At 70.5% G+C, this 16308-nt stretch carries 18 protein-coding genes and 2 tRNA genes; 5 read left to right on the top strand and 15 right to left on the bottom strand.

The window, feature by feature from the left end; translation table 11 throughout:
- Positions 1-65: 65 nt before the first annotated feature.
- Together BLQ67_RS11175 and BLQ67_RS11170 are read left to right on the top strand one after the other, a co-directional pair.
- On the top strand, positions 66-290 hold the full coding sequence (locus BLQ67_RS11175) for a hypothetical protein (protein WP_092505094.1): 225 nt from the start codon (positions 66-68) through the stop codon (positions 288-290).
- A complete protein-coding gene (locus tag BLQ67_RS11170; RefSeq protein ID WP_092505092.1) occupies positions 287-775 on the top strand; it encodes a hypothetical protein in 489 nt (162 codons plus the stop codon). Before BLQ67_RS11175 ends, BLQ67_RS11170 begins: the two co-directional genes overlap by 4 nt.
- A gap of 224 nt (positions 776-999) precedes the next feature.
- Here BLQ67_RS11170 and BLQ67_RS16460 read toward each other — a convergent pair whose 3' ends face one another.
- The 10 genes from BLQ67_RS16460 to BLQ67_RS11125 form a co-directional block, all read right to left on the bottom strand.
- Entirely contained in the window at positions 1000-1158 is a 159-nt protein-coding gene (locus BLQ67_RS16460; protein ID WP_157674817.1) for a hypothetical protein, read from the bottom strand.
- 52 nt (positions 1159-1210) lie between these two features.
- A complete protein-coding gene (locus BLQ67_RS11165) occupies positions 1211-4030 on the bottom strand; it encodes a phage tail tape measure protein (protein ID WP_092505090.1) in 2820 nt (939 codons plus the stop codon).
- Between the two features lie 400 nt (positions 4031-4430).
- The gene (locus BLQ67_RS11160; RefSeq protein WP_269457082.1) at positions 4431-5408 is read right to left on the bottom strand and encodes a phage major capsid protein; all 978 of its coding nucleotides are present in this window, start codon (positions 5406-5408) and stop codon (positions 4431-4433) included.
- A gap of 56 nt (positions 5409-5464) precedes the next feature.
- Positions 5465-5896, bottom strand: coding sequence for a hypothetical protein (locus BLQ67_RS11155; protein ID WP_092505086.1), 432 nt, complete (start codon positions 5894-5896; stop codon positions 5465-5467).
- The gene (locus tag BLQ67_RS11150) at positions 5893-6231 is read right to left on the bottom strand and encodes a hypothetical protein (protein WP_092505084.1); all 339 of its coding nucleotides are present in this window, start codon (positions 6229-6231) and stop codon (positions 5893-5895) included. Before BLQ67_RS11150 ends, BLQ67_RS11155 begins: the two co-directional genes overlap by 4 nt.
- Positions 6232-6235: 4 nt before the next feature.
- Complete coding sequence (locus BLQ67_RS11145; RefSeq protein WP_157674816.1) at positions 6236-6460, bottom strand: hypothetical protein; 225 nt, start codon at positions 6458-6460, stop codon at positions 6236-6238.
- A gap of 5 nt (positions 6461-6465) precedes the next feature.
- A complete protein-coding gene (locus tag BLQ67_RS11140) occupies positions 6466-6675 on the bottom strand; it encodes a hypothetical protein (RefSeq protein WP_157674815.1) in 210 nt (69 codons plus the stop codon).
- On the bottom strand, positions 6672-7229 hold the full coding sequence (locus tag BLQ67_RS16455; protein ID WP_157674814.1) for a hypothetical protein: 558 nt from the start codon (positions 7227-7229) through the stop codon (positions 6672-6674). Before BLQ67_RS16455 ends, BLQ67_RS11140 begins: the two co-directional genes overlap by 4 nt.
- A 7-nt stretch (positions 7230-7236) precedes the next feature.
- Positions 7237-7983 carry a hypothetical protein gene (locus tag BLQ67_RS11130; RefSeq protein ID WP_157674813.1) on the bottom strand — a complete coding sequence of 249 codons (747 nt, stop codon included), beginning with the start codon at positions 7981-7983 and terminating at the stop codon, positions 7237-7239.
- Positions 7980-8183, bottom strand: a complete 204-nt coding sequence (locus BLQ67_RS11125) for a helix-turn-helix transcriptional regulator (RefSeq protein WP_092505074.1) — start codon at positions 8181-8183, stop codon at positions 7980-7982. Before BLQ67_RS11125 ends, BLQ67_RS11130 begins: the two co-directional genes overlap by 4 nt.
- An 82-nt stretch (positions 8184-8265) precedes the next feature.
- Here BLQ67_RS11125 and BLQ67_RS11120 point away from each other — a divergent pair, with 82 nt between their 5' ends.
- Positions 8266-8820, top strand: a complete 555-nt coding sequence (locus BLQ67_RS11120) for a helix-turn-helix domain-containing protein (protein WP_092505072.1) — start codon at positions 8266-8268, stop codon at positions 8818-8820.
- Positions 8807-9946, top strand: coding sequence for a tyrosine-type recombinase/integrase (locus tag BLQ67_RS11115; protein WP_092505071.1), 1140 nt, complete (start codon positions 8807-8809; stop codon positions 9944-9946). Before BLQ67_RS11120 ends, BLQ67_RS11115 begins: the two co-directional genes overlap by 14 nt.
- Before the next feature lie 80 nt (positions 9947-10026).
- Here the strand turns inward: BLQ67_RS11115 and BLQ67_RS11110 are convergent.
- Both BLQ67_RS11110 and BLQ67_RS11105 read right to left on the bottom strand, forming a co-directional pair.
- A tRNA-Met gene (locus tag BLQ67_RS11110) sits at positions 10027-10100 on the bottom strand.
- 38 nt (positions 10101-10138) lie between these two features.
- Positions 10139-10210 (bottom strand) — tRNA-Thr (locus BLQ67_RS11105).
- Positions 10211-10328: 118 nt separating this feature from the next.
- On the opposite strand from BLQ67_RS11105, the gene BLQ67_RS11100 reads away from it, so the two are divergent.
- A complete protein-coding gene (locus BLQ67_RS11100; protein ID WP_092505069.1) occupies positions 10329-11327 on the top strand; it encodes an epimerase in 999 nt (332 codons plus the stop codon).
- Positions 11328-11548: 221 nt separating this feature from the next.
- Here BLQ67_RS11100 and BLQ67_RS11095 read toward each other — a convergent pair whose 3' ends face one another.
- From BLQ67_RS11095 to BLQ67_RS11085, 3 genes are all read right to left on the bottom strand, one after another.
- Positions 11549-13552 carry a glycoside hydrolase family 13 protein gene (locus BLQ67_RS11095; RefSeq protein ID WP_092505067.1) on the bottom strand — a complete coding sequence of 668 codons (2004 nt, stop codon included), beginning with the start codon at positions 13550-13552 and terminating at the stop codon, positions 11549-11551.
- Between the two features lie 141 nt (positions 13553-13693).
- Entirely contained in the window at positions 13694-14638 is a 945-nt protein-coding gene (locus BLQ67_RS11090; protein ID WP_407922469.1) for a sugar ABC transporter permease, read from the bottom strand.
- A gap of 12 nt (positions 14639-14650) precedes the next feature.
- Entirely contained in the window at positions 14651-16246 is a 1596-nt protein-coding gene (locus tag BLQ67_RS11085) for an ABC transporter permease subunit (RefSeq protein ID WP_092505065.1), read from the bottom strand.
- Positions 16247-16308 lie beyond the last annotated feature (62 nt).

Here is a 16308-nt window from a genome sequence, read left to right as displayed (position 1 = left end):
TGACTGGCCCGAGCGCGCTCGATGCGAGGAACGTGGATGCCCACCGGGGGGCGAAGGGGGCACGCATGGCCGATCCCAGGGATCACGACGAACGGACGCCGCGCGAGCCCGCGGTCGGTGCGGCGAGCGAGGTCTACCGGCTGCACGTCGGCGGGGCTCCGGGACTGCTCGGGGAGTCGCTCGCCGAGATGCGACGCGCTCGCCCGGGCCTGCTCGCCGGCATCGCAGGAGCCGCGGCACTCATCGGCGTCGCGCTCGTCGCGTTCGTCGTCGCGAGCGCCCGTCGATGACGGCGACCGAACGCAGCGACACCACGCGCGACGAGCCGTCGAGGCACGTCGTGCACGTCGCGCTCACCTTCGAGGTCGACGACGCCAGCCGCCTCCACGCGGAGTTCGCCGCCGGGCATGCGCCGACCGCCGCCCCGCTCGACACGCTCGACCTGCCGCTCGTGCACCACCTCGTCACGTCGATCGATGCCGACCTGCTCGAGCTCCACGGCATCCGCCACGTGGCCACCGGATTGCCTCGGTCGCGGCATGAGCGCCCGGCGCGACGCGACGGCGCGACCGTGCCACGACATCCGCTGCAGGACACGCCGTCGAGCCTCGCCCTCGAGCTCGGCCACCCGGGCCCCAGTCGCGTCCGCGCCTTCCTGCGCGAGCCCGACGACGGCGGTCCCGGCTTCGCGCACCGGCACGGCAGCCACTGGCGGCTCGACGCCGACGAGGCCGAGCGGGTGCGTCGACGCTTCGACGACGACCCCGTGCCGTGAACGAGAAGAGGCCCGGCACCATGCGGTGACCGGGCCCATCCTGCGGCTGTAGCGAGGGCGGGGCTCGAACCCGCGACCTCACGATTCGAGGGGCGCTCGCATCACTAGTTCTCGCGGGGCGTCATCGGCGCGCACTTTGCGACGAGCGCTGAAGCCACAGCGCTCATGACCACTCGCCTGGGCTCATTGAATCTGCGGGGTAAGTGCGGGGACTCCCGCGTGGACTAGCGCAGGCTGAGGCGGGGATCTGGCGCGTCGGGCAGATCGCCCGGCTCGGGCTTTTCTTGGCAGCCGCTCGCACACATCCAGCGGAGGCCGACGCCGAGCCTGTCGGGCTTGCGCAGCTGCATCGGCAGGTCGTGGGGCTCGCAAGTCTTCGTCATGGCAGACACGGTAGCCCTGACACCCGACGCGGCCGCAGCGCGCCGCGGACGGTCAGCCCCTCTGCTTGAGCTTTCTCGCGACTGCGCGCCCTGTTGCCTCGGCGAGGTCGATCTCCGACATGCCAGGGCTTGGGTAGACGGTGATCGGCACCGAGACGCGCGCATCGCCACTGCCGACGCTGCTGGGAGCGGTCGGGACCACTACGCCGCCGTCCGCCATCGGCTGCACGCCGAAGCGACGCATCGCTTCGAGCAGAATGCTCAGCGAGCGGGCCGACCCGTCGAGTGGGATGTAGGCCTCGGCGACGTCGGAGCGATCGCCCACGACGCGCCAGGTGTTCGCCGGCACCATCGTCGCCTGCGCGGCCATCGGCGTCAGTCCATGGAATCCGCCGCTGCGGTAGAACTCGAGCACCGAACCCTGCGCCTGCCAGGAGACCCCGCTGCCGGCTGCCGCGTCCGCCCCGCTGCCCACGCTCGAGCGGACCGTGGCGAGTGCCGTGAGCATCACGGCCCGCGCCTGGATCCGAGCGATCGCGTTCGCGACCTCGTCCTCAGCGGGCTGCGTGTTCGCCGTCACCACGACCGACCCGTCGGGCAGGGTCACGATCGTGTCGGCGAGCGCGTCGACGCCAGCCTGCTCGGCTGCGGCGTTCGACTCGAACGTCGTTACGGCGGACTCGGGCGTTGCGAGGATCGTGTCGATCAGCGCGCGAGCCTGATCGTCGTTCAGGCCCATCTGGGTGAGCTGGTCTGCGAGCGCGGACGTGCCCGTGTCGTACATCGATGCGAGCGACTCCTGACTCTCCCCTGCCGCTTGGGCGGCGTCGAGCTGGGCGCCGAGCGCGTCGACGCCGGCGCGTACCTGTGCCTCGAGCTCGGCGCCCGCCTGCACGCTGCCGTCCTGCGCGATCGTGTACGCGTCGACGAGCGGCGTCGCGCCGTCGGCCGCGTAGCCGACTGCGTCGATCGACGACGCGAGCCGGATCGTTGTGTCGTTGAGGTGCCCGAGGGCGATCTCGGGATCGGCGAAGTCGTTGAACTCGCCTCGCGCGAGATCGATCGCCGGCAGGAGGGTGTCGGTCATCGTCTGCGCGGCGGCGGCGGTCGTCTCGTCGAAGTCGCCCATGCCGTCGGCGAGCGCCTGCAGCTCGTCGGTCTCGAAGCCGAACATCGCGAACTGCGGCATCGCGAAGATGTCGACGAGCGTCTGCACGAGCTCGCGCAGCGGACCCGACACGAACTCGCCGAACGCGATCGTTCCGTTCGCTGCCGAGATCACGAGGCTCTCGCCGAAGTCGAGAGCGCCGTTCACGAGGTCCGAGAAGAACTGCAGCATCGGGCCGCGGTTCTCGGACACCCAATCGGCCGCCTCCTGCAGCGGATCCGAGAACGCCACGGCCAGAGCGCCCTGCATGCCCTGCACCGCGACCTCGACATTCCGCTGCGCGCGCTCCATGGCCGTCGCGTCGTTCGACGAGAGCGTGTCGAACATGCGCTGCGCGGCACCCTCGACGCCGTTCATCCCGTCGACCGCGGTCGTCAGGTCGAGCCGGTCGAGATCGAACTGCAGATCCTCGAACTGCGTACCCAGAAGACCGACCGCAAGACGATCGCGCTCGGCGGGATCCTCGACCTCGCGGAGCGCATCGACCAGCTGGTCGAGCGCCGCCGCGGCCGCGGGCCCGCCCTCGGTGAAGGCGGCACGCATCTCCGACGGCACCAGCCCGACCTCGCGGATGAGGTCGGCGGTGTCTGGAGTGAGTTCGCGGATGCGGATCCCGAGCTCGCGGAGCGCGTCGGCGAAGAAGTCGGTGTTCGGCGCGCCCGCAGCGAGCGCCTGGTTCAGCAGCCCGATCGCTTGCGGGCCTGTGAGGCCGAGCTGCGCGAACGTCGATCCGTACTCGGTGAGCGTGTCGAGGAGGTCCTCGCCAAGGTTCAGGCCCTCGCGCTCGCCGGCGGCGATGATGTCGAAGGCCTCCTGCGCCGACCGGGCGAGCCCGGTGCGCAGCAGCACTGCCGTCGCGCGAGCGACCGGCTGCACGTCCTCGCCGAGCGCGTCGGCGATGCCGGCGAGACCCTGGATCACCTGCTGTGCCTCGCGCGTGGTGTCGTCGGCGTCGATGAGGTCGAACTGCACGCCGAGGCGGGCCGTGTCCATGTTCGACTCGATCGAGTCCCCGAAGACGTTCGCGTACGCTTCGCCAGCTGCGCGAGCGATGCGCGCCGCGTCGACGTCGGATAGCCCCGTGAGCGCCGCTAGTCGGTCGCGGCTGACCTCGACCTGCAGGCCGTCGTTGAACGCTTCCCATGCGGCCCTGCCGGCGAGGTAGGCGACGCCGACGACGGCGCCCGCGATCGGCAGGGAGGAGAGCGCCGACAGGAGGTTCTGCCCGAATTCGTCACCGGACTCGGCTCCCGCGTCGCCAGCCGCGTCGGCGACGCTATCGAGGTCGGCCTCGGCCTGTGCCGTGTCGGCGGCGACCTCGACCTGGGCACGTGCGCCCTTGAGCGCGTCGACCTGCCGCTGCATGCGCTGCAGGTCGGCCTCCGCCTTCTTGATGTCGGCGGTGACCTGCAGGGCGCCATCGACGGAGCGGAGGTACTCGAGGTGCTTCTCGACGCGGTCGATGCCCTGCTCGGCCTTCTCGACGTTGGCGTCGAGCTTCGCGACCGTCTCCTTCGAGACGATGCGCTTGGCCGCCTGCTCGACGCGGTCCATCGACGCGAGCGCGCCCTTCGCGTCGCCGTCGACCGTGGCCGTGATCGGCTTCGACTCGATGCGCTTGCCGGTGGCCTGGATGTCCTTCTCGGCCTTGGCGATCTGCGTTGTGTCGGCGGTGAAGAGGGACTCGAGCTCGAAGACGCGCATCGTCAGCGCACCTGCTCAGTCGACTGCGCAGAAGTGTGCAACGACTGACCACCTAGTGACAGTCGCTCGGCGTCGAGGTTGCCGCGCCGTTGCTGGGGACTGGGGCTCATCGGGCCCTCCTGACAGGTGACATGCAGTGGAGAGGGGGCTGTGGAAACCAGCCGGGGAGAGATCGGCGCTATCCCCCTGGGGTCGCCTCCCCCTAGGAGGGAGGGGGGTGGTGGGGTGCGGGACCGACGGCGGTGCGCTCGGCACGAACGCTCGACGTCGTCGGTCCCGCTGGTGGTGGCGCTGGGTGGCTCCGTGCGGGTCCGAAAGGTGACCCTCGCCTGTCCATCGCTCCCCAGCGCCACGCATGGCCTGCGCTGGGGTGACGTTGACGCCACGGCGGGTGCTCGGTCTAGCCGAGGGTGATCTTCTGGATGGCGGCGGGCTGCGGGTAGAGCAGGCCGATGCGCATCGTGGCTCGGATGGCGACGCGGTCGCTGGTGAAGTACACCGATCGGTCGATGTCGAGCTTGGTGTCGTCGCGCACGGCTGCGATCGTGCGGCCGGTCGGGATGCCCCAGACGGTTCCGGGCTTCACGGCGGGCGAGACTCGGAGCGGGATGCCCGAGAGGATGCGTCGCGTGGACTGCGTCGGGTCGTTGCCCAGCAGCGGCTCGTTGCTGCCCGCCGCCTTCTTGACCTTCGCGAGGATGAGCGCGTCGGCGGGGTTGGCGACGAACGAGGTGAGCGAGACGCCGGCCGCCTCGGCAGCGTAGACGGCATCGACGAACGGGTCGGAGTTGGCCCACGCGTTGCCGGCGGCGATCGCGTTCACGCCGACGATGTCCTCGAGGCCTCGGGGCTGCTCGGGGTTCGGGATGTCGTCCTCGACGCGCGTTCCGAAGAAGGCGAGGTCGAGCTTCTTCGCGATGTCGCGCGCGAGGCCCTGCCCGACGAGGGACGCGGCCGCGGGGCTCGAGTCCTCCGCGAGCTCGCGGGTGATGATGGTGAGCCCTGCGAGCTTGTGGAAGCGCGAGGAGTCCTCGCCGAACTCGGCCTCGGACTCGGGGATCTCCTCGCCCTCTCCCACCCATGCGGCGGTCGGGTCCGCCTTGATGAGCGGGACGCGGTACGAGTCGGCGGGGCCGGTGTTGACGACGGTCGACACCTGCAGTGCGATCGACGCCTGCTCGACGGGCTCGACGATCAGCTGATGGATCGCCTCGGGGAGGAATGCGCGGTTTCCCGCTGCGGTGGTCATGGTCACGGAGTGCCTGGCTTCCCGGCGGCATGAGAACGGCCGCCTACGGAGAACGGATGAGGTTCTGCGCGGCGGCCGCGGGCCTTGCCGTGCTGCCCGCCAGGGGCTGCGTGACTCGAGATTGGGCACCTGGCCCGGTCTCTCGACTCATCATCGAGTGTACCGGACCAGGCGCCAGATCGGGCCTAGTCGCCGTGCGGGTCGAGAGCGTCGGCCCACGACGTCATGCGCGGCGCGTTGTCCGGGGTCTTCCCCTGGTTCGGGATGATGCCGTCCCACGGCTTCGGCTCGAGTCCGAGGGTGTCGCGTGCGTCGATCGCGGCGGCCTGCACGAGGTCGGCGTCGACGTTGCCGTGCTCGTCGAGCAGGTCGGCGAGCTGCTTGCCGGATGCCCAAAGCGACGAGCCCAGGCGGATCTCGGACGAGGCGAGACGCTCGACCTCGGCGCGCTGCATGGCCTCGAGGCGCGTGGCGAGCGCGTCGTGCTTCGCCTCGGTCTCGCGGAGCTGTGTACGGTACCTCGCGGCCTCGCGGCCGGCGCCTGCGGGCTCGGGCTGCTGCTCGACGGGTGCCGCGGGGTCGGCGGTCGGCTCGGTGGGCGTGGTGGCGTCGGTCATGGTTCCTCCGGGTCGTCGACGAGGGTGTCGCCGAGCTGGGTGATGGTCGCGTCGATGTGACGCTTCTGCAGGGCCTCGAGCGCTCTGGCTCGGTCCCCGCCGTGCGCGGCGAGCAGGTAGTCGGTCGCTTCCTGCAGCGCCGCGGTGAGGTAGAGCGCGATGGCGTAGTGGCGCACGTCGGGGTCGCGGCTCTCCATGTCGGTCACGGCGACCTCGATGCTGTTCGCGGTGACGAGCATCTTGTCGACGAGCAGTGATGCGATGTGGTCGCGCACCCAGGACGAGGCGGTGAGCGCCATCGCGGATGCGTCGTTCGGGCCGGTGTCGTTCGTCATGTGCTCACGATGCCTTCCCTGGCCGGACGGTTGCCCAGCCGGTGGGCGACGGCGTGCCGGGCTCGTGCGGCGCGAGCGTCGACGGCGGCGCGAGCCACACGTCCCCAGGCCGCACGAGAACGGCTCGGCGCTCGTCGTCGACCTGCTGGAAGCCGACGAGCTCGAAGACGCCCGGCAGACCCTTCGCGGTCACCTGCTCGCCGATCACAGCGAGGCGCGGATGCTCCATGACCGTCACCGCTGCCTCTCCGCGTCGCCGAGCACGTAGCGCTGTCGCTGCCGGCGTCGTGCTCGACGGTTCACGCCGAGCGCGTCGCGCAGTCGGGCCTCGAAGTCGCGCAGCACGATCGGCACGCGCACGCCTTGGCCGACGCTGATCGTCCAGTCGGCGCCCTCGAGTCGTTCGGCCATGCGGTCGGGCACGGTCAGGGTGATGGTCTTCATGCGCTCCACGGCTCCTCGTCTTCTCTCTGCCCGGGGACCGCTGTTGGCCAGCCGGGGTGCTCTCGCGCGTGCGCGTGTGCAGGTGGGTGTTCGTCCAGGCCCGTCCCGTCCCGTCCCGTCCCGACGTCACGCGTGACATGGGGCGTGACTTCTTGCGTGACGTCACGAGCGGGGGCTCCGAGGGCTTCGCAGCGCTCGGGGCTGCACAGGCTGTGGTCGCCTGCGCGGTGGGCGCGCTCGCGGCGCTTGCGGATCTTGGCTTGCTCGGTCTGGCGCCGGACGTGCGGCGCGGGGAGATGCTGGTCGATCTGCTTCACGCGGACGCCGCGCACGACCTCCTCGAGTAGCCCGGCCGCGACGAGTCGCTCGACCGCCGCGGCCGGGTTCGGGTGGTCGGATGCTCGACGCGCGTCGACTGCGCGCACGACCCCGTCGACGAGGTCGGTGCGCGAGCAGAACTGGATGATGCCGAGGTAGTGCCACCGATCCTCGAACGTGAGGTCGGTGATGTCCTGACGCTCGGTCCAGCTGTCGTCGAGTCGGGTCCAGCTCATGCGTCGGTCACGCCGCCCTCGCGACCGCGCCGCACTCGATGCAGTGGCCCTCGTCGGGGCTGCCCCAGCAGGTATCGCAGCGCCAGCGCAGGCCCTGGTTGAGCACGTTGGCACGCGTGACCGCGCGCTGCACGTCGTCAGCGAACGACTGCATCGCGGCCTGGCCGGTGACGTCGTCGGAGGTCACGATCAGCGACCACGGCTCGTCGCCGATCTTCGACAGGTAGCAGCGCTCGCCGAAGTCCGAACGGTGGTGGCGGTCCTCATCGCGGTCGAACGGCTCGAACGTGCCATGGTCGACGCAGGCCGGCTCGGCGCAGATCCCGCCGTCTTCGATGAAGCCCACGTCGACGAAAGGGCGGGCGCCGATCGACTCGCCACCGATCGCGAGCTCCTGCAGCCGCCACTCGACAGCCATGAGGCCCTTGCTGATGTCGTTCGCGACGTCGGTCACGTAGTGCTCGTGCGAACCGAACGCGACGGCGCGGAGCGTGCGCGTGAGGAAGTCGCCGTAGATGAAGCCGACACGAGTGACCCGCTCGGTGTCGGAGGTGCGCACGACCCGCGGCTGCTCGGTCGCGTGGCGCGCGCTCTCGACCTTGAAGCCGGGACCGACGAGACGCGTCGCGCTCTCTGGTGCCTTGCGGGTGGTGTTGGATACGATGGTCATGGTCTGAATCGCCTCCTGAGGCTTGGACTGATGCCCGGCCGCTGTTGCACCAGCGAGCCGGGCCTTCTTCTTGCGCGGGCTCACGCGGAGGCCGCCTGGCGGCTTCCGTCGAGCCACTCGACGACGTCCGCCTTCCTGTACCGCGAGGCGTGGCCGAGCTTCGTGACCCGCGGCCCCTCGCCTCGGCCGGCCGTTGCCCAGCGAGCGAACGTCGGCACAGAGATGCCCGTGAGCGCAGCCAGGTCCTGCCGCGTCGCGAGCTCGGGGAGATCCTCGATCTTCATCGAGACCTGCCTTCCAATCGATGGACTTGCGTTAGAACGAAGGTACTCGCACTTGCGTTAGAACTCAACTAGCCTCATCCGTATGCAAGAGAGAGATCGTGTCCGGGGCAACGACATCGGGCCCGCCGGCAAGACGGTGGGCGATCGTGTTCGACGCGTCCGCGAGAGCCTCGAGTGGACGCAGCACGACCTCTCGCGTGTCCTCACTGACCGCGGCCGACCCATTCCCGTCTCGAGCATCGGGCGCATCGAGAGCGGCCAGCGGAAGGTCGACGTCGACGACCTGCTCGCCTTGGCCCTCGCCCTCGACGTGTCCCCGCTCTCGCTGCTCCTGCCGTTCACTCAGCGCTGGGCGGACTACATCGACACCGACACGATCGGCACGCAGGTCCCTGCTCTCGATGTCTGGCGCTGGGCGCTGGGCGTCGCTCCACTAGGTGAAGCGAGCTCGAACGACTTCTCCGACGTCGCGAACGCGACGCGCGACTTCCAGCTGCGGTCATATCCGTGGTGGCTCGAGGTCGACGCGGACATCAACCATCGGATGCTCGAGATCGATCGCCGATTCCCGTCTCCCCCGCTGGCCCCAGGAGAGAAGCCCGATCCCTTGTACGAGGGCGACGATGGCTCGGCCTAGGACGCCGATCGGCACCTACGGCGCGATCAGCGCAGTCGAGGTCGCGCCGAAGCGCTGGCGGGCGCGCACGCGCTTCCGATTCGACGACGGAAGCCTGAGGCAGCTCGAGCGCTTCGCGACGTCCAAGGCGAAGGCGAGGGCGGCGCTCCTGCAGGCCGTGGCGACGATCGCCGAGTCGACGACTGCGGATCTGACGCGCACGACGACGCTCGATGAGCTCGCCGACAGGTTCCTCGCGTCGAAGGTGAACCTCGCCCCTCGTTCCATCGACACATACCGGCAGACGATCGACCACCACGTCCGGCCGCGCGTCGGCCGGGTGTCAGTCGGCGAGGCCACGGTCGACCGCCTGCAGCGCTTCCTGCTGTCGGTGCAGGCCGAGAGTGGGCCTGGCGCCGCGAAGGCGTGCAAGAGCGTGCTGAGCGGGATGCTCGGCCTCGCAGTGCGGTCGGGCAGCCTGCGAACGAACCCGGTTCGAGACCTCGAGGCGATCGCGCGACCCGAGCGCGGCGGTGCTGAGGCCATTCCCCTCGCGGATCTGCCCGTGCTCGTCGAGCGCGTCATCGCGGACGAACGTCTGCGGCAGCTCGACGTCGCCGACCTGATCGTGTTCCTCGCGGGCACGGGCGCGCGCGTGAGCGAGGCGTGTGGCCTCGACTGGCGCGATGTGGACTTGGCCGCCGGCACCGTGACGATCCGCGCGAATGTCGTGCGCGCTCGCGGCCAGGGACTCATCCGGCAGGAGCACACGAAGACGAAGGCTGGCCAGCGCACCATCACGCTCCCCCAATCGCTCGCCGGCCGCCTCGGAGATCGAAGGATCCGCGGCACGCTGCACGGCTCGTCGCTCGTGTTCCCGACCGTGCTGGGCAACCTGCGCGACCCGCGGAACACGTCACGAGACTGGGCCGAGGCCCGCGACCGACTCGGGTTCCCGACCGTCACGACTCACTCGTTTCGGAAGACGGTCGCCACGGCCCTCGACCGTGCCGGCCTGTCGGCACGCGACATCGCCGAGTACCTCGGTCACGAGCAGCCGTCGATGACGCAGGACGTGTACATGGCGAAGCGGTCGGACTCGACGCGCGCAGCTGCCGCGCTCGGTGAGGCGCTGTCGCCAAAGTGAATCTGCGGGGTTTGTGCGGGATGGCACTACCCCCGAACATGAAGAATGCCCCCGGATCCGCGAAGATCCGGGGGCTTTCGTAGCGAGGGCGGGGCTCGAACCCGCGACCTCACGATTATGAGTCGTGCGCTCTGACCAGCTGAGCTACCCCGCCGCTGCGCCCGCCCGAGCACGAAGCGTCAAGCAGGAGCGAGCCCCGAGCGAGGATTGAACTCGCGACCCCTTCCTTACCATGGAAGTGCTCTACCACTGAGCTATCGGGGCGAAGCCGAACCGCGCGAGAGCGCTGCAGGCAACCGGACGATCATAGCACCGGCGCGAGGGCTCGCGTCACGTCGGCGAGGGGCTCCCGGCGTGCCGCGCAGCACGACAGAGTGGAGGCATGACTGGTCGCGTCGTGCTCGCTGGAGGATCCGGATTCATCGGCCAGGCCATCGCGGCCCGCATGGCCGCCGACGGGCGCGAGGTCGCGACCATCGGCCGCGGATCCTCGGCCGACGCGCGCTGGGGCGACCGCTCGGGCGTGACACGGCTCGTCGACGGCGCCGCGCTCGTCGTGAACCTCGCCGGCCGCTCCGTGAACTGCCGCTACACCGACGCCAATCGCGCCGAGATCCTCGACTCCCGCATCGACACGACCCGCGAGCTCGGCGCAGCCATCGCATCCGCCACCGCTCCCCCGCCGCTCTGGATGAACGCATCCTCAGCGAGCACCTACGCGCACGCGACGGATCGTCCGCGCACCGAGCGCGACCCGGCCACCGAGCAGGGATTCATGGAGGACGTGGCGCGCGCATGGGAGGCGGCGCTCGCCGAGGAGGACCTGCCCGCGACGCGGCGCGTGCCCATGCGCATCACGGTCGCGATCGGCGCCGAGGGGCCGGCGTCGCAGATGCTGTTCCGGCTCGCGCGGCTCGGCATCGGCGGCACGCAGTTCGACGGGCCGTGGCTGCCGCACACCCGCTACCGCGGCATCGGCGTCGCGAAGGACGACCCCGCCGCGAAGGCGCCCTCGGCCGGCCGCGGCACCGCTGGGCGGCAGCGGTTCTCGTGGATCCACGTCGACGACGTCGTCGGCGCGATCGCGCACGTCGAGGCGCATCCCGAGATCACCGGCCCCGTGAACATGGCCGCGCCCGATCCCGTGACGAACGCCGAGCTCATGCGGCTGCTGCGGCGGACGGTCGGGATGCCGATCGGGATGCCCGCCTGGCGGTTCATGCTCGAGCCGGCGATGGCGGTGCTGCAGACCGAGAGCGAGCTCGTGCTGAAGTCGCGGTGGGTGCTGCCGGGCGTGCTGACCGAGACCGGCTACGTGTTCCGGCATCCGACGCTGCGCGGTGCGCTCGCCGACGTGTGGGCGGGGATGCGGGCGCGCTGAGGCTCGTAGTCTCGGCTGGCGGCGTCGCCGCGGGCGTCGATTGGTCCACTTGTGGACCAATGAGCGGCGCGCCGTCGCAGGACGTGGCCAATCGATCGCAGAAGGTGGCCAATCACCGCAGAAGGTGGCCAATCGACGTTGGGCGATCCGGGGATAGGCGACTTCCGCCAGCGATTGGCGACTTCATCGGTGCCGAAGTCGCCGATCATCACGGGCGCGCGTCAGGTCTGGGGCTGCCCCGCTCCCGGCTCGGGCGGCAGCTCGTGCGCCCACGCCGCCGTGTCCGTCGACTCGGCGCCCTGCACGCCGGCCACGAGGGCGGCGTCCTGGGCTGCGTTCTCGAGCAGCGCCGCGTCCTCGGCGGCGACGGCATCCGGCGACGGCACGGGCACCGGCACGCCGGGCAGCGACCACGCCGTGAACGACGGACCCGAGCCCGTCAGGCGCACGCCGCCGCGGCCGAACGCATCCGCCCGCCCCTCGCCCCACAGCAGCTGCGGGTCGGCGCCGTGCAGATGCAGCGTGCCCTCGTCGAGCACGACGTCGAAGAAGCCGCGCGACGCGACCGCGAGCACCGAGCCCTCCTCGGCCTCGCGCACGTAGACGAGCACCTCGTCGGCCACGTGCAGCCAGCGCATGCCGCCCGACCGCAGCGCGACGTGCGAGCGTCGCAGCCCCAGCAGCTCGCGGTAGCGCGTCAGGTCGGCCTCGTGCTCGGACAGCGAGTCCCACGGCATCGGCGTGCGCGACTCCTCGCCGTTCGTGCCCGTGAGCCCGAGCTCGTCGCCCGCCCACACGACCGGGATGCCCGGCAGCGTCACCGACATGCCCAGCGCCACGGGGTGCGCGCCGGGCAGCGCGTTCGTCGCGAAGCGCGGGGTGTCGTGCGTGTCGAGCGCCTGCATCGTGTGGAGGCGCGTGCGCCACGGGATGCCGGCGGTGAAGCGCACGTGCTGCGCGTGCACGTCGGTGCCCGTGTACGACGGGATGACGGATCGGGCCATGCCGAGGCCGCCGAACGCCGCCGAGCCCGGCACCGACAGCCAGCCCCACACGGGCCGCGTGAACGCGGCGTACGTCATGGCGCCGTGCCACGCGTCGCCCTGGAAGTCGTCGGTCGCGTCGTTCGTCGACTCGCCGAGCAGCAGCGTGTCGGGGTCGACGTCGACCATCGTCTGCCGGATGGTGCGGCGCACCTCGGCGTTGTGGTCGGCGGCGCCCAGGCGCCCCGTCATGTTCGCCACGTCGATCCGCCAGCCGTCGAGGTCGAACGGCTCCTGCAGGTACCGCGCGACGACGGAGTCCGGACCCTCGATGAAGCGGCGCCGCAGCTCGGGGCTCGACCAGTCGAACTTCGGCAGGGATGCGTGTCCCAGCCACGACGCGTACGTCTCGTTCGCGTCGTCGAGGAAGTAGTAGAAGTCGCTCTCGGGCGCGCCGGGGTTGCGGTGCGCGGCGCGGAACCACTCGTGCGCGTCGCCCGAGTGGTTCGAGGTGAGGTCGCCGATGACCTTGAGCCCGCGGGCGTGCGCAGCGCGTACGAGCGAGATCAGCGCCTCGTCGCCGCCGAGCAGCGGGTCGACGGCGTCGAACGTCGACGCGTCGTACCGGTGGTTCGACCTCGCCGGGAAGACCGGCGTCAGATACAGGATCGTCGCGCCGAGCTCGACGACGTGGTCGAGGTGCTCCTCGACGCCCGCGAGGTCGCCGCCGAACCACTGCGTCGACACCTCGGGGCCGTACGGCACCACCGGGTCGCCCCACGCGGCCGGCACGGCCCAGTCGGGCGTCTCGCGCGCATCCGCCTGCGCCGACCGCCCGAAGCGGTCGGGGAACACCTGGTACAGGATGCCGTCGCCCGCCCACGCCGGCGGGGCGGGGTGCGCCACGAGCGCGAAGTCGCTGTCGTCGCGCGTCTCGATGCGGTGCACGCCCTCCTGGTTCAGCCACTCCGTGAGGCCGGAGGCGTAGTGCACGAGCCAGCGGTACCGGTGCAGCGGGTTGGCGACGAGCACCTCGGCCTCCCACCAGTCCCAGCCGTCGACCCGGCCGACGTGCACGGCCTTGTTGAAGAACGGCTCGCGGTCGGGATTCGAGCGCACGAGCACCTCGAGCGGCTCCTCGTGCGTGACGGGGATGCGCAGCCGCAGGCGCACGGCGTCGCCGAGCTGCGGATGCTGGGTCGAGACGTGCAGCGGCGAGCCGTCGTGGTGGGGCGCGAGCATGGGGTCGACGCTACGCGATCGGAGGAGCCGGGCCGACGTCTCGGGTGGGCACCTTTCGAGGCTCGCTGCGCTCGCACCTCAAGGGGCGGTCTTGAGGCGGTGCAACCCCCGCGCGGTGCTCGTTTGCCGAGCGAGGTCAGGTCACTTCACCGACCCCGCCGTCAGGCCCGCGACGATGTAGCGCTGCAGGTAGAGGAAGAGGGCGACGACCGGGATCGCGGCGAGCACGGCGCCGGCCGCGAAGACCGGGTAGTTGGTGCTCGTCTCCTCGGACACGTAGCGGAACAGGCCGATCGCGAGCGTGAGGTTGTCGGGGCTCGTGAGCAGCGCCGACGAGATGACGAACTCGCTCGTCGTGCCGATGAACGACAGCAGGCCGATGACCGCGAGGATCGGTGCGACGAGGCGCAGGATGATCGTGAAGAAGATGCGCGCGTGCCCGGCGCCGTCGATCTTCGCCGCCTCGTCGATCGACGCCGGCACCGTGTTGAAGAAGCCGTACATGAGGTAGGTGTTCACGCCGAGCGCGCCGCCGAGGTAGACGAGGATGAGGCCTGCGAGCGAGTCGAGGCCCAGGATCGGGAAGACGTCGCCGAGGCCCTGCATGAGCAGGTAGATCGCGACGACCGCGAGCAGCTGCGGGAACATCTGCACCAGCAGCAGGCTCAGCAGCCCCACGCGGCGGCCCGTGAAGCGCATCCGCGAGAACGCGTAGGCCGCGAGCGCGCCGAGGAACACCGTCGCGAGGCTCGTGATCACGCCGACGACCATGGTGTTGAGGAACCAGCGCGCGTACGGGCGGCGCGGATCCGACAGCAGCTCGACGTAGTTCTCGACGCTGATCTCGCGGAACAGCACGTTCGACCCCGTGAGCGTGCCCGTGGGGTTGAGGGATGCCGACAGCACGTACACGAGCGGGAACGTGGCGAACACGACCACGGCGAGGCCGACGACGTGGCGCCAGCCGATCTCGGCGATCCACCGCCCCGGCTTCATGCGCGGCTGGCGGATGCGGGCGATGCGCTCGGCGTCGGAGGGCGAGCCGACCGCCTGCGCGTCGGTGGGGATGGGAGGCATGGTGCTCATCGGTGGCCGTCCCTAGTTGAGGTCCTCGAGGGCCTTCGTCTGCCGGAACGAGATCGCGGAGATCACGGCGACGATGACGAAGATGATGATCGCGAGCGCCGAGGCGAGGCCGTAGTCGGCGCCCTGCCCCGCGAACGCGACCTTGTAGACGAGCGTGATGAGCAGGTCGGTGTGGCCGACGTTCTCGTCGATGCCGCCGATGCGCGGACCGCCGCGCGTGAGCATGTAGATGATGTTGAAGTTGTTGAAGTTGAACGCGAACGACGAGATGAGCAGCGGCGCGATCGACACGAGCAGCAGCGGCAGCTTGATGAGGCGGAAGATCGCCCATCCCCTCGCGCCGTCGACCGTCGCGGCCTCCGTCACCTCCTCGGGGATCGACTGCAGCGCGCCCGTGCAGACGAGGAACATGTAGGGGAAGCCGAGCCACACGTTCACGACGATGACGCTGATCTTCGCGATGATCGGATCGGACAGCCACGGCACGTCGGCGCCACCGAGCAGCACCTGGTTCACGAAGCCGAACTCGGTGTTGAGCAGGCCGAGCCAGACGAGCGCCGACAGGAACGACGGGAACGCGTACGGCAGGATCGCGAGCACCCGGTAGACGTTGCGGCCGCGCAGCCGCGGGTCGTTGAGCGTGACCGCGAGCGCGAGCCCCAGCAGGAACGACAGGCCGACCGAGATGGCGGCGAACGCGAACGTCCAGATGGTGACGCCGATGAGCGCCTGCCCGAACGCCTGGCTCTGGAACGGGTACGCGAAGTTCTCGAACCCCACGAGCACCTGCCAGCCGGGTCGCAGCTCCTCGCCGTCGGGCGACACGAACGCCCCCTCGCCGCCGTCGACGTAGACGACGCCCGTGTCGGTGTCGGTGAGGGTGTCGGTCGCCTCGTCGTACGACAGGTTCGACACGAAGACGTACGCGTTGCGGGCGTCGGCGGTGACGAGGAAGCCGTCGTCGAGATCGTCGGAGAACGGCACCTGCAGGCTCGCGATGTCGGACTGGCGCTGCACGATCTGCCCCGTCGTGAGCGTCGTCCAGCCGTCCGCGGCGACCGCGACGCCCGCCTCCGTCTCGACCTGGCCCTCGTCGAGCCGCTGCAGCGGCTGCTCGGCCGATCCGACCGAGACGTCGCCGTCGGGGTCGGTGACGAGCAGCCCGAGCCCCGACAGGTTCTCGACCACCGTCACGCGGTACGCGGGCGAGTCCTCGACGCGCGACGTCGACTGCTGGATGAGCTGCGAGATCGCGTCGTCCTTGGTCGAGTTGTGCCCGAAGCCGTAGTTCGTGAACGCGATGTAGCAGGAGAACAGCACGACGAAGACCTGGAAGATGCCCAGCAGCACGAGGCCGGGCGTGAGGTACTTGGCGGGCAGGAACCGGCCGGGCACGAGGTAGACGACGTTCACGACGACCGTGACGAGCGCCACGACCGCGACGACGACCCAATTCCCCTGCGCCGCGAGCAGCATGACCGCGAAGACCGCGATCGCGTCGACGACCGCCAGCAGGGCGATCTTCGCGAGCAGGCCGAGCGAGCCGCTCAGCCGTCGCGGCCTCACGAGGCCCGTCGTGTCGGGTGCAGCCACCGTGCTCCTTCGCATCGGTCGATGAGCGGATGCGGGAGGCGGGATGCGGTCGTGCCCGACCGCATCCCGACCCGCGT

Source organism: Agrococcus jejuensis (assembly GCF_900099705.1).
GTDB classification, from domain to species: domain Bacteria; phylum Actinomycetota; class Actinomycetes; order Actinomycetales; family Microbacteriaceae; genus Agrococcus; species Agrococcus jejuensis.
This window is presented reverse-complemented; position numbering and strand designations above follow the sequence as displayed.

Coding starts and splice junctions, on each gene's coding strand:
- BLQ67_RS11085 (WP_092505065.1), bottom strand. CDS start 16,246: ATGCGAAGGAGCACGGTGGCTGCACCCGACACGACGGGCCTCGTGAGG.
- BLQ67_RS11165 (WP_092505090.1), bottom strand. CDS start 4,030: ATGCGCGTCTTCGAGCTCGAGTCCCTCTTCACCGCCGACACAACGCAG.
- BLQ67_RS11145 (WP_157674816.1), bottom strand. CDS start 6,460: ATGGAGCATCCGCGCCTCGCTGTGATCGGCGAGCAGGTGACCGCGAAG.
- BLQ67_RS11155 (WP_092505086.1), bottom strand. CDS start 5,896: ATGACCGACGCCACCACGCCCACCGAGCCGACCGCCGACCCCGCGGCA.
- BLQ67_RS11120 (WP_092505072.1), top strand. CDS start 8,266: ATGCAAGAGAGAGATCGTGTCCGGGGCAACGACATCGGGCCCGCCGGC.
- BLQ67_RS16455 (WP_157674814.1), bottom strand. CDS start 7,229: ATGAGCTGGACCCGACTCGACGACAGCTGGACCGAGCGTCAGGACATC.
- BLQ67_RS11125 (WP_092505074.1), bottom strand. CDS start 8,183: ATGAAGATCGAGGATCTCCCCGAGCTCGCGACGCGGCAGGACCTGGCT.
- BLQ67_RS11150 (WP_092505084.1), bottom strand. CDS start 6,231: ATGACGAACGACACCGGCCCGAACGACGCATCCGCGATGGCGCTCACC.
- BLQ67_RS11175 (WP_092505094.1), top strand. CDS start 66: ATGGCCGATCCCAGGGATCACGACGAACGGACGCCGCGCGAGCCCGCG.
- BLQ67_RS11090 (WP_407922469.1), bottom strand. CDS start 14,638: ATGAGCACCATGCCTCCCATCCCCACCGACGCGCAGGCGGTCGGCTCG.
- BLQ67_RS11140 (WP_157674815.1), bottom strand. CDS start 6,675: ATGAAGACCATCACCCTGACCGTGCCCGACCGCATGGCCGAACGACTC.
- BLQ67_RS11170 (WP_092505092.1), top strand. CDS start 287: ATGACGGCGACCGAACGCAGCGACACCACGCGCGACGAGCCGTCGAGG.
- BLQ67_RS11095 (WP_092505067.1), bottom strand. CDS start 13,552: ATGCTCGCGCCCCACCACGACGGCTCGCCGCTGCACGTCTCGACCCAG.
- BLQ67_RS16460 (WP_157674817.1), bottom strand. CDS start 1,158: ATGACGAAGACTTGCGAGCCCCACGACCTGCCGATGCAGCTGCGCAAG.
- BLQ67_RS11115 (WP_092505071.1), top strand. CDS start 8,807: ATGGCTCGGCCTAGGACGCCGATCGGCACCTACGGCGCGATCAGCGCA.
- BLQ67_RS11100 (WP_092505069.1), top strand. CDS start 10,329: ATGACTGGTCGCGTCGTGCTCGCTGGAGGATCCGGATTCATCGGCCAG.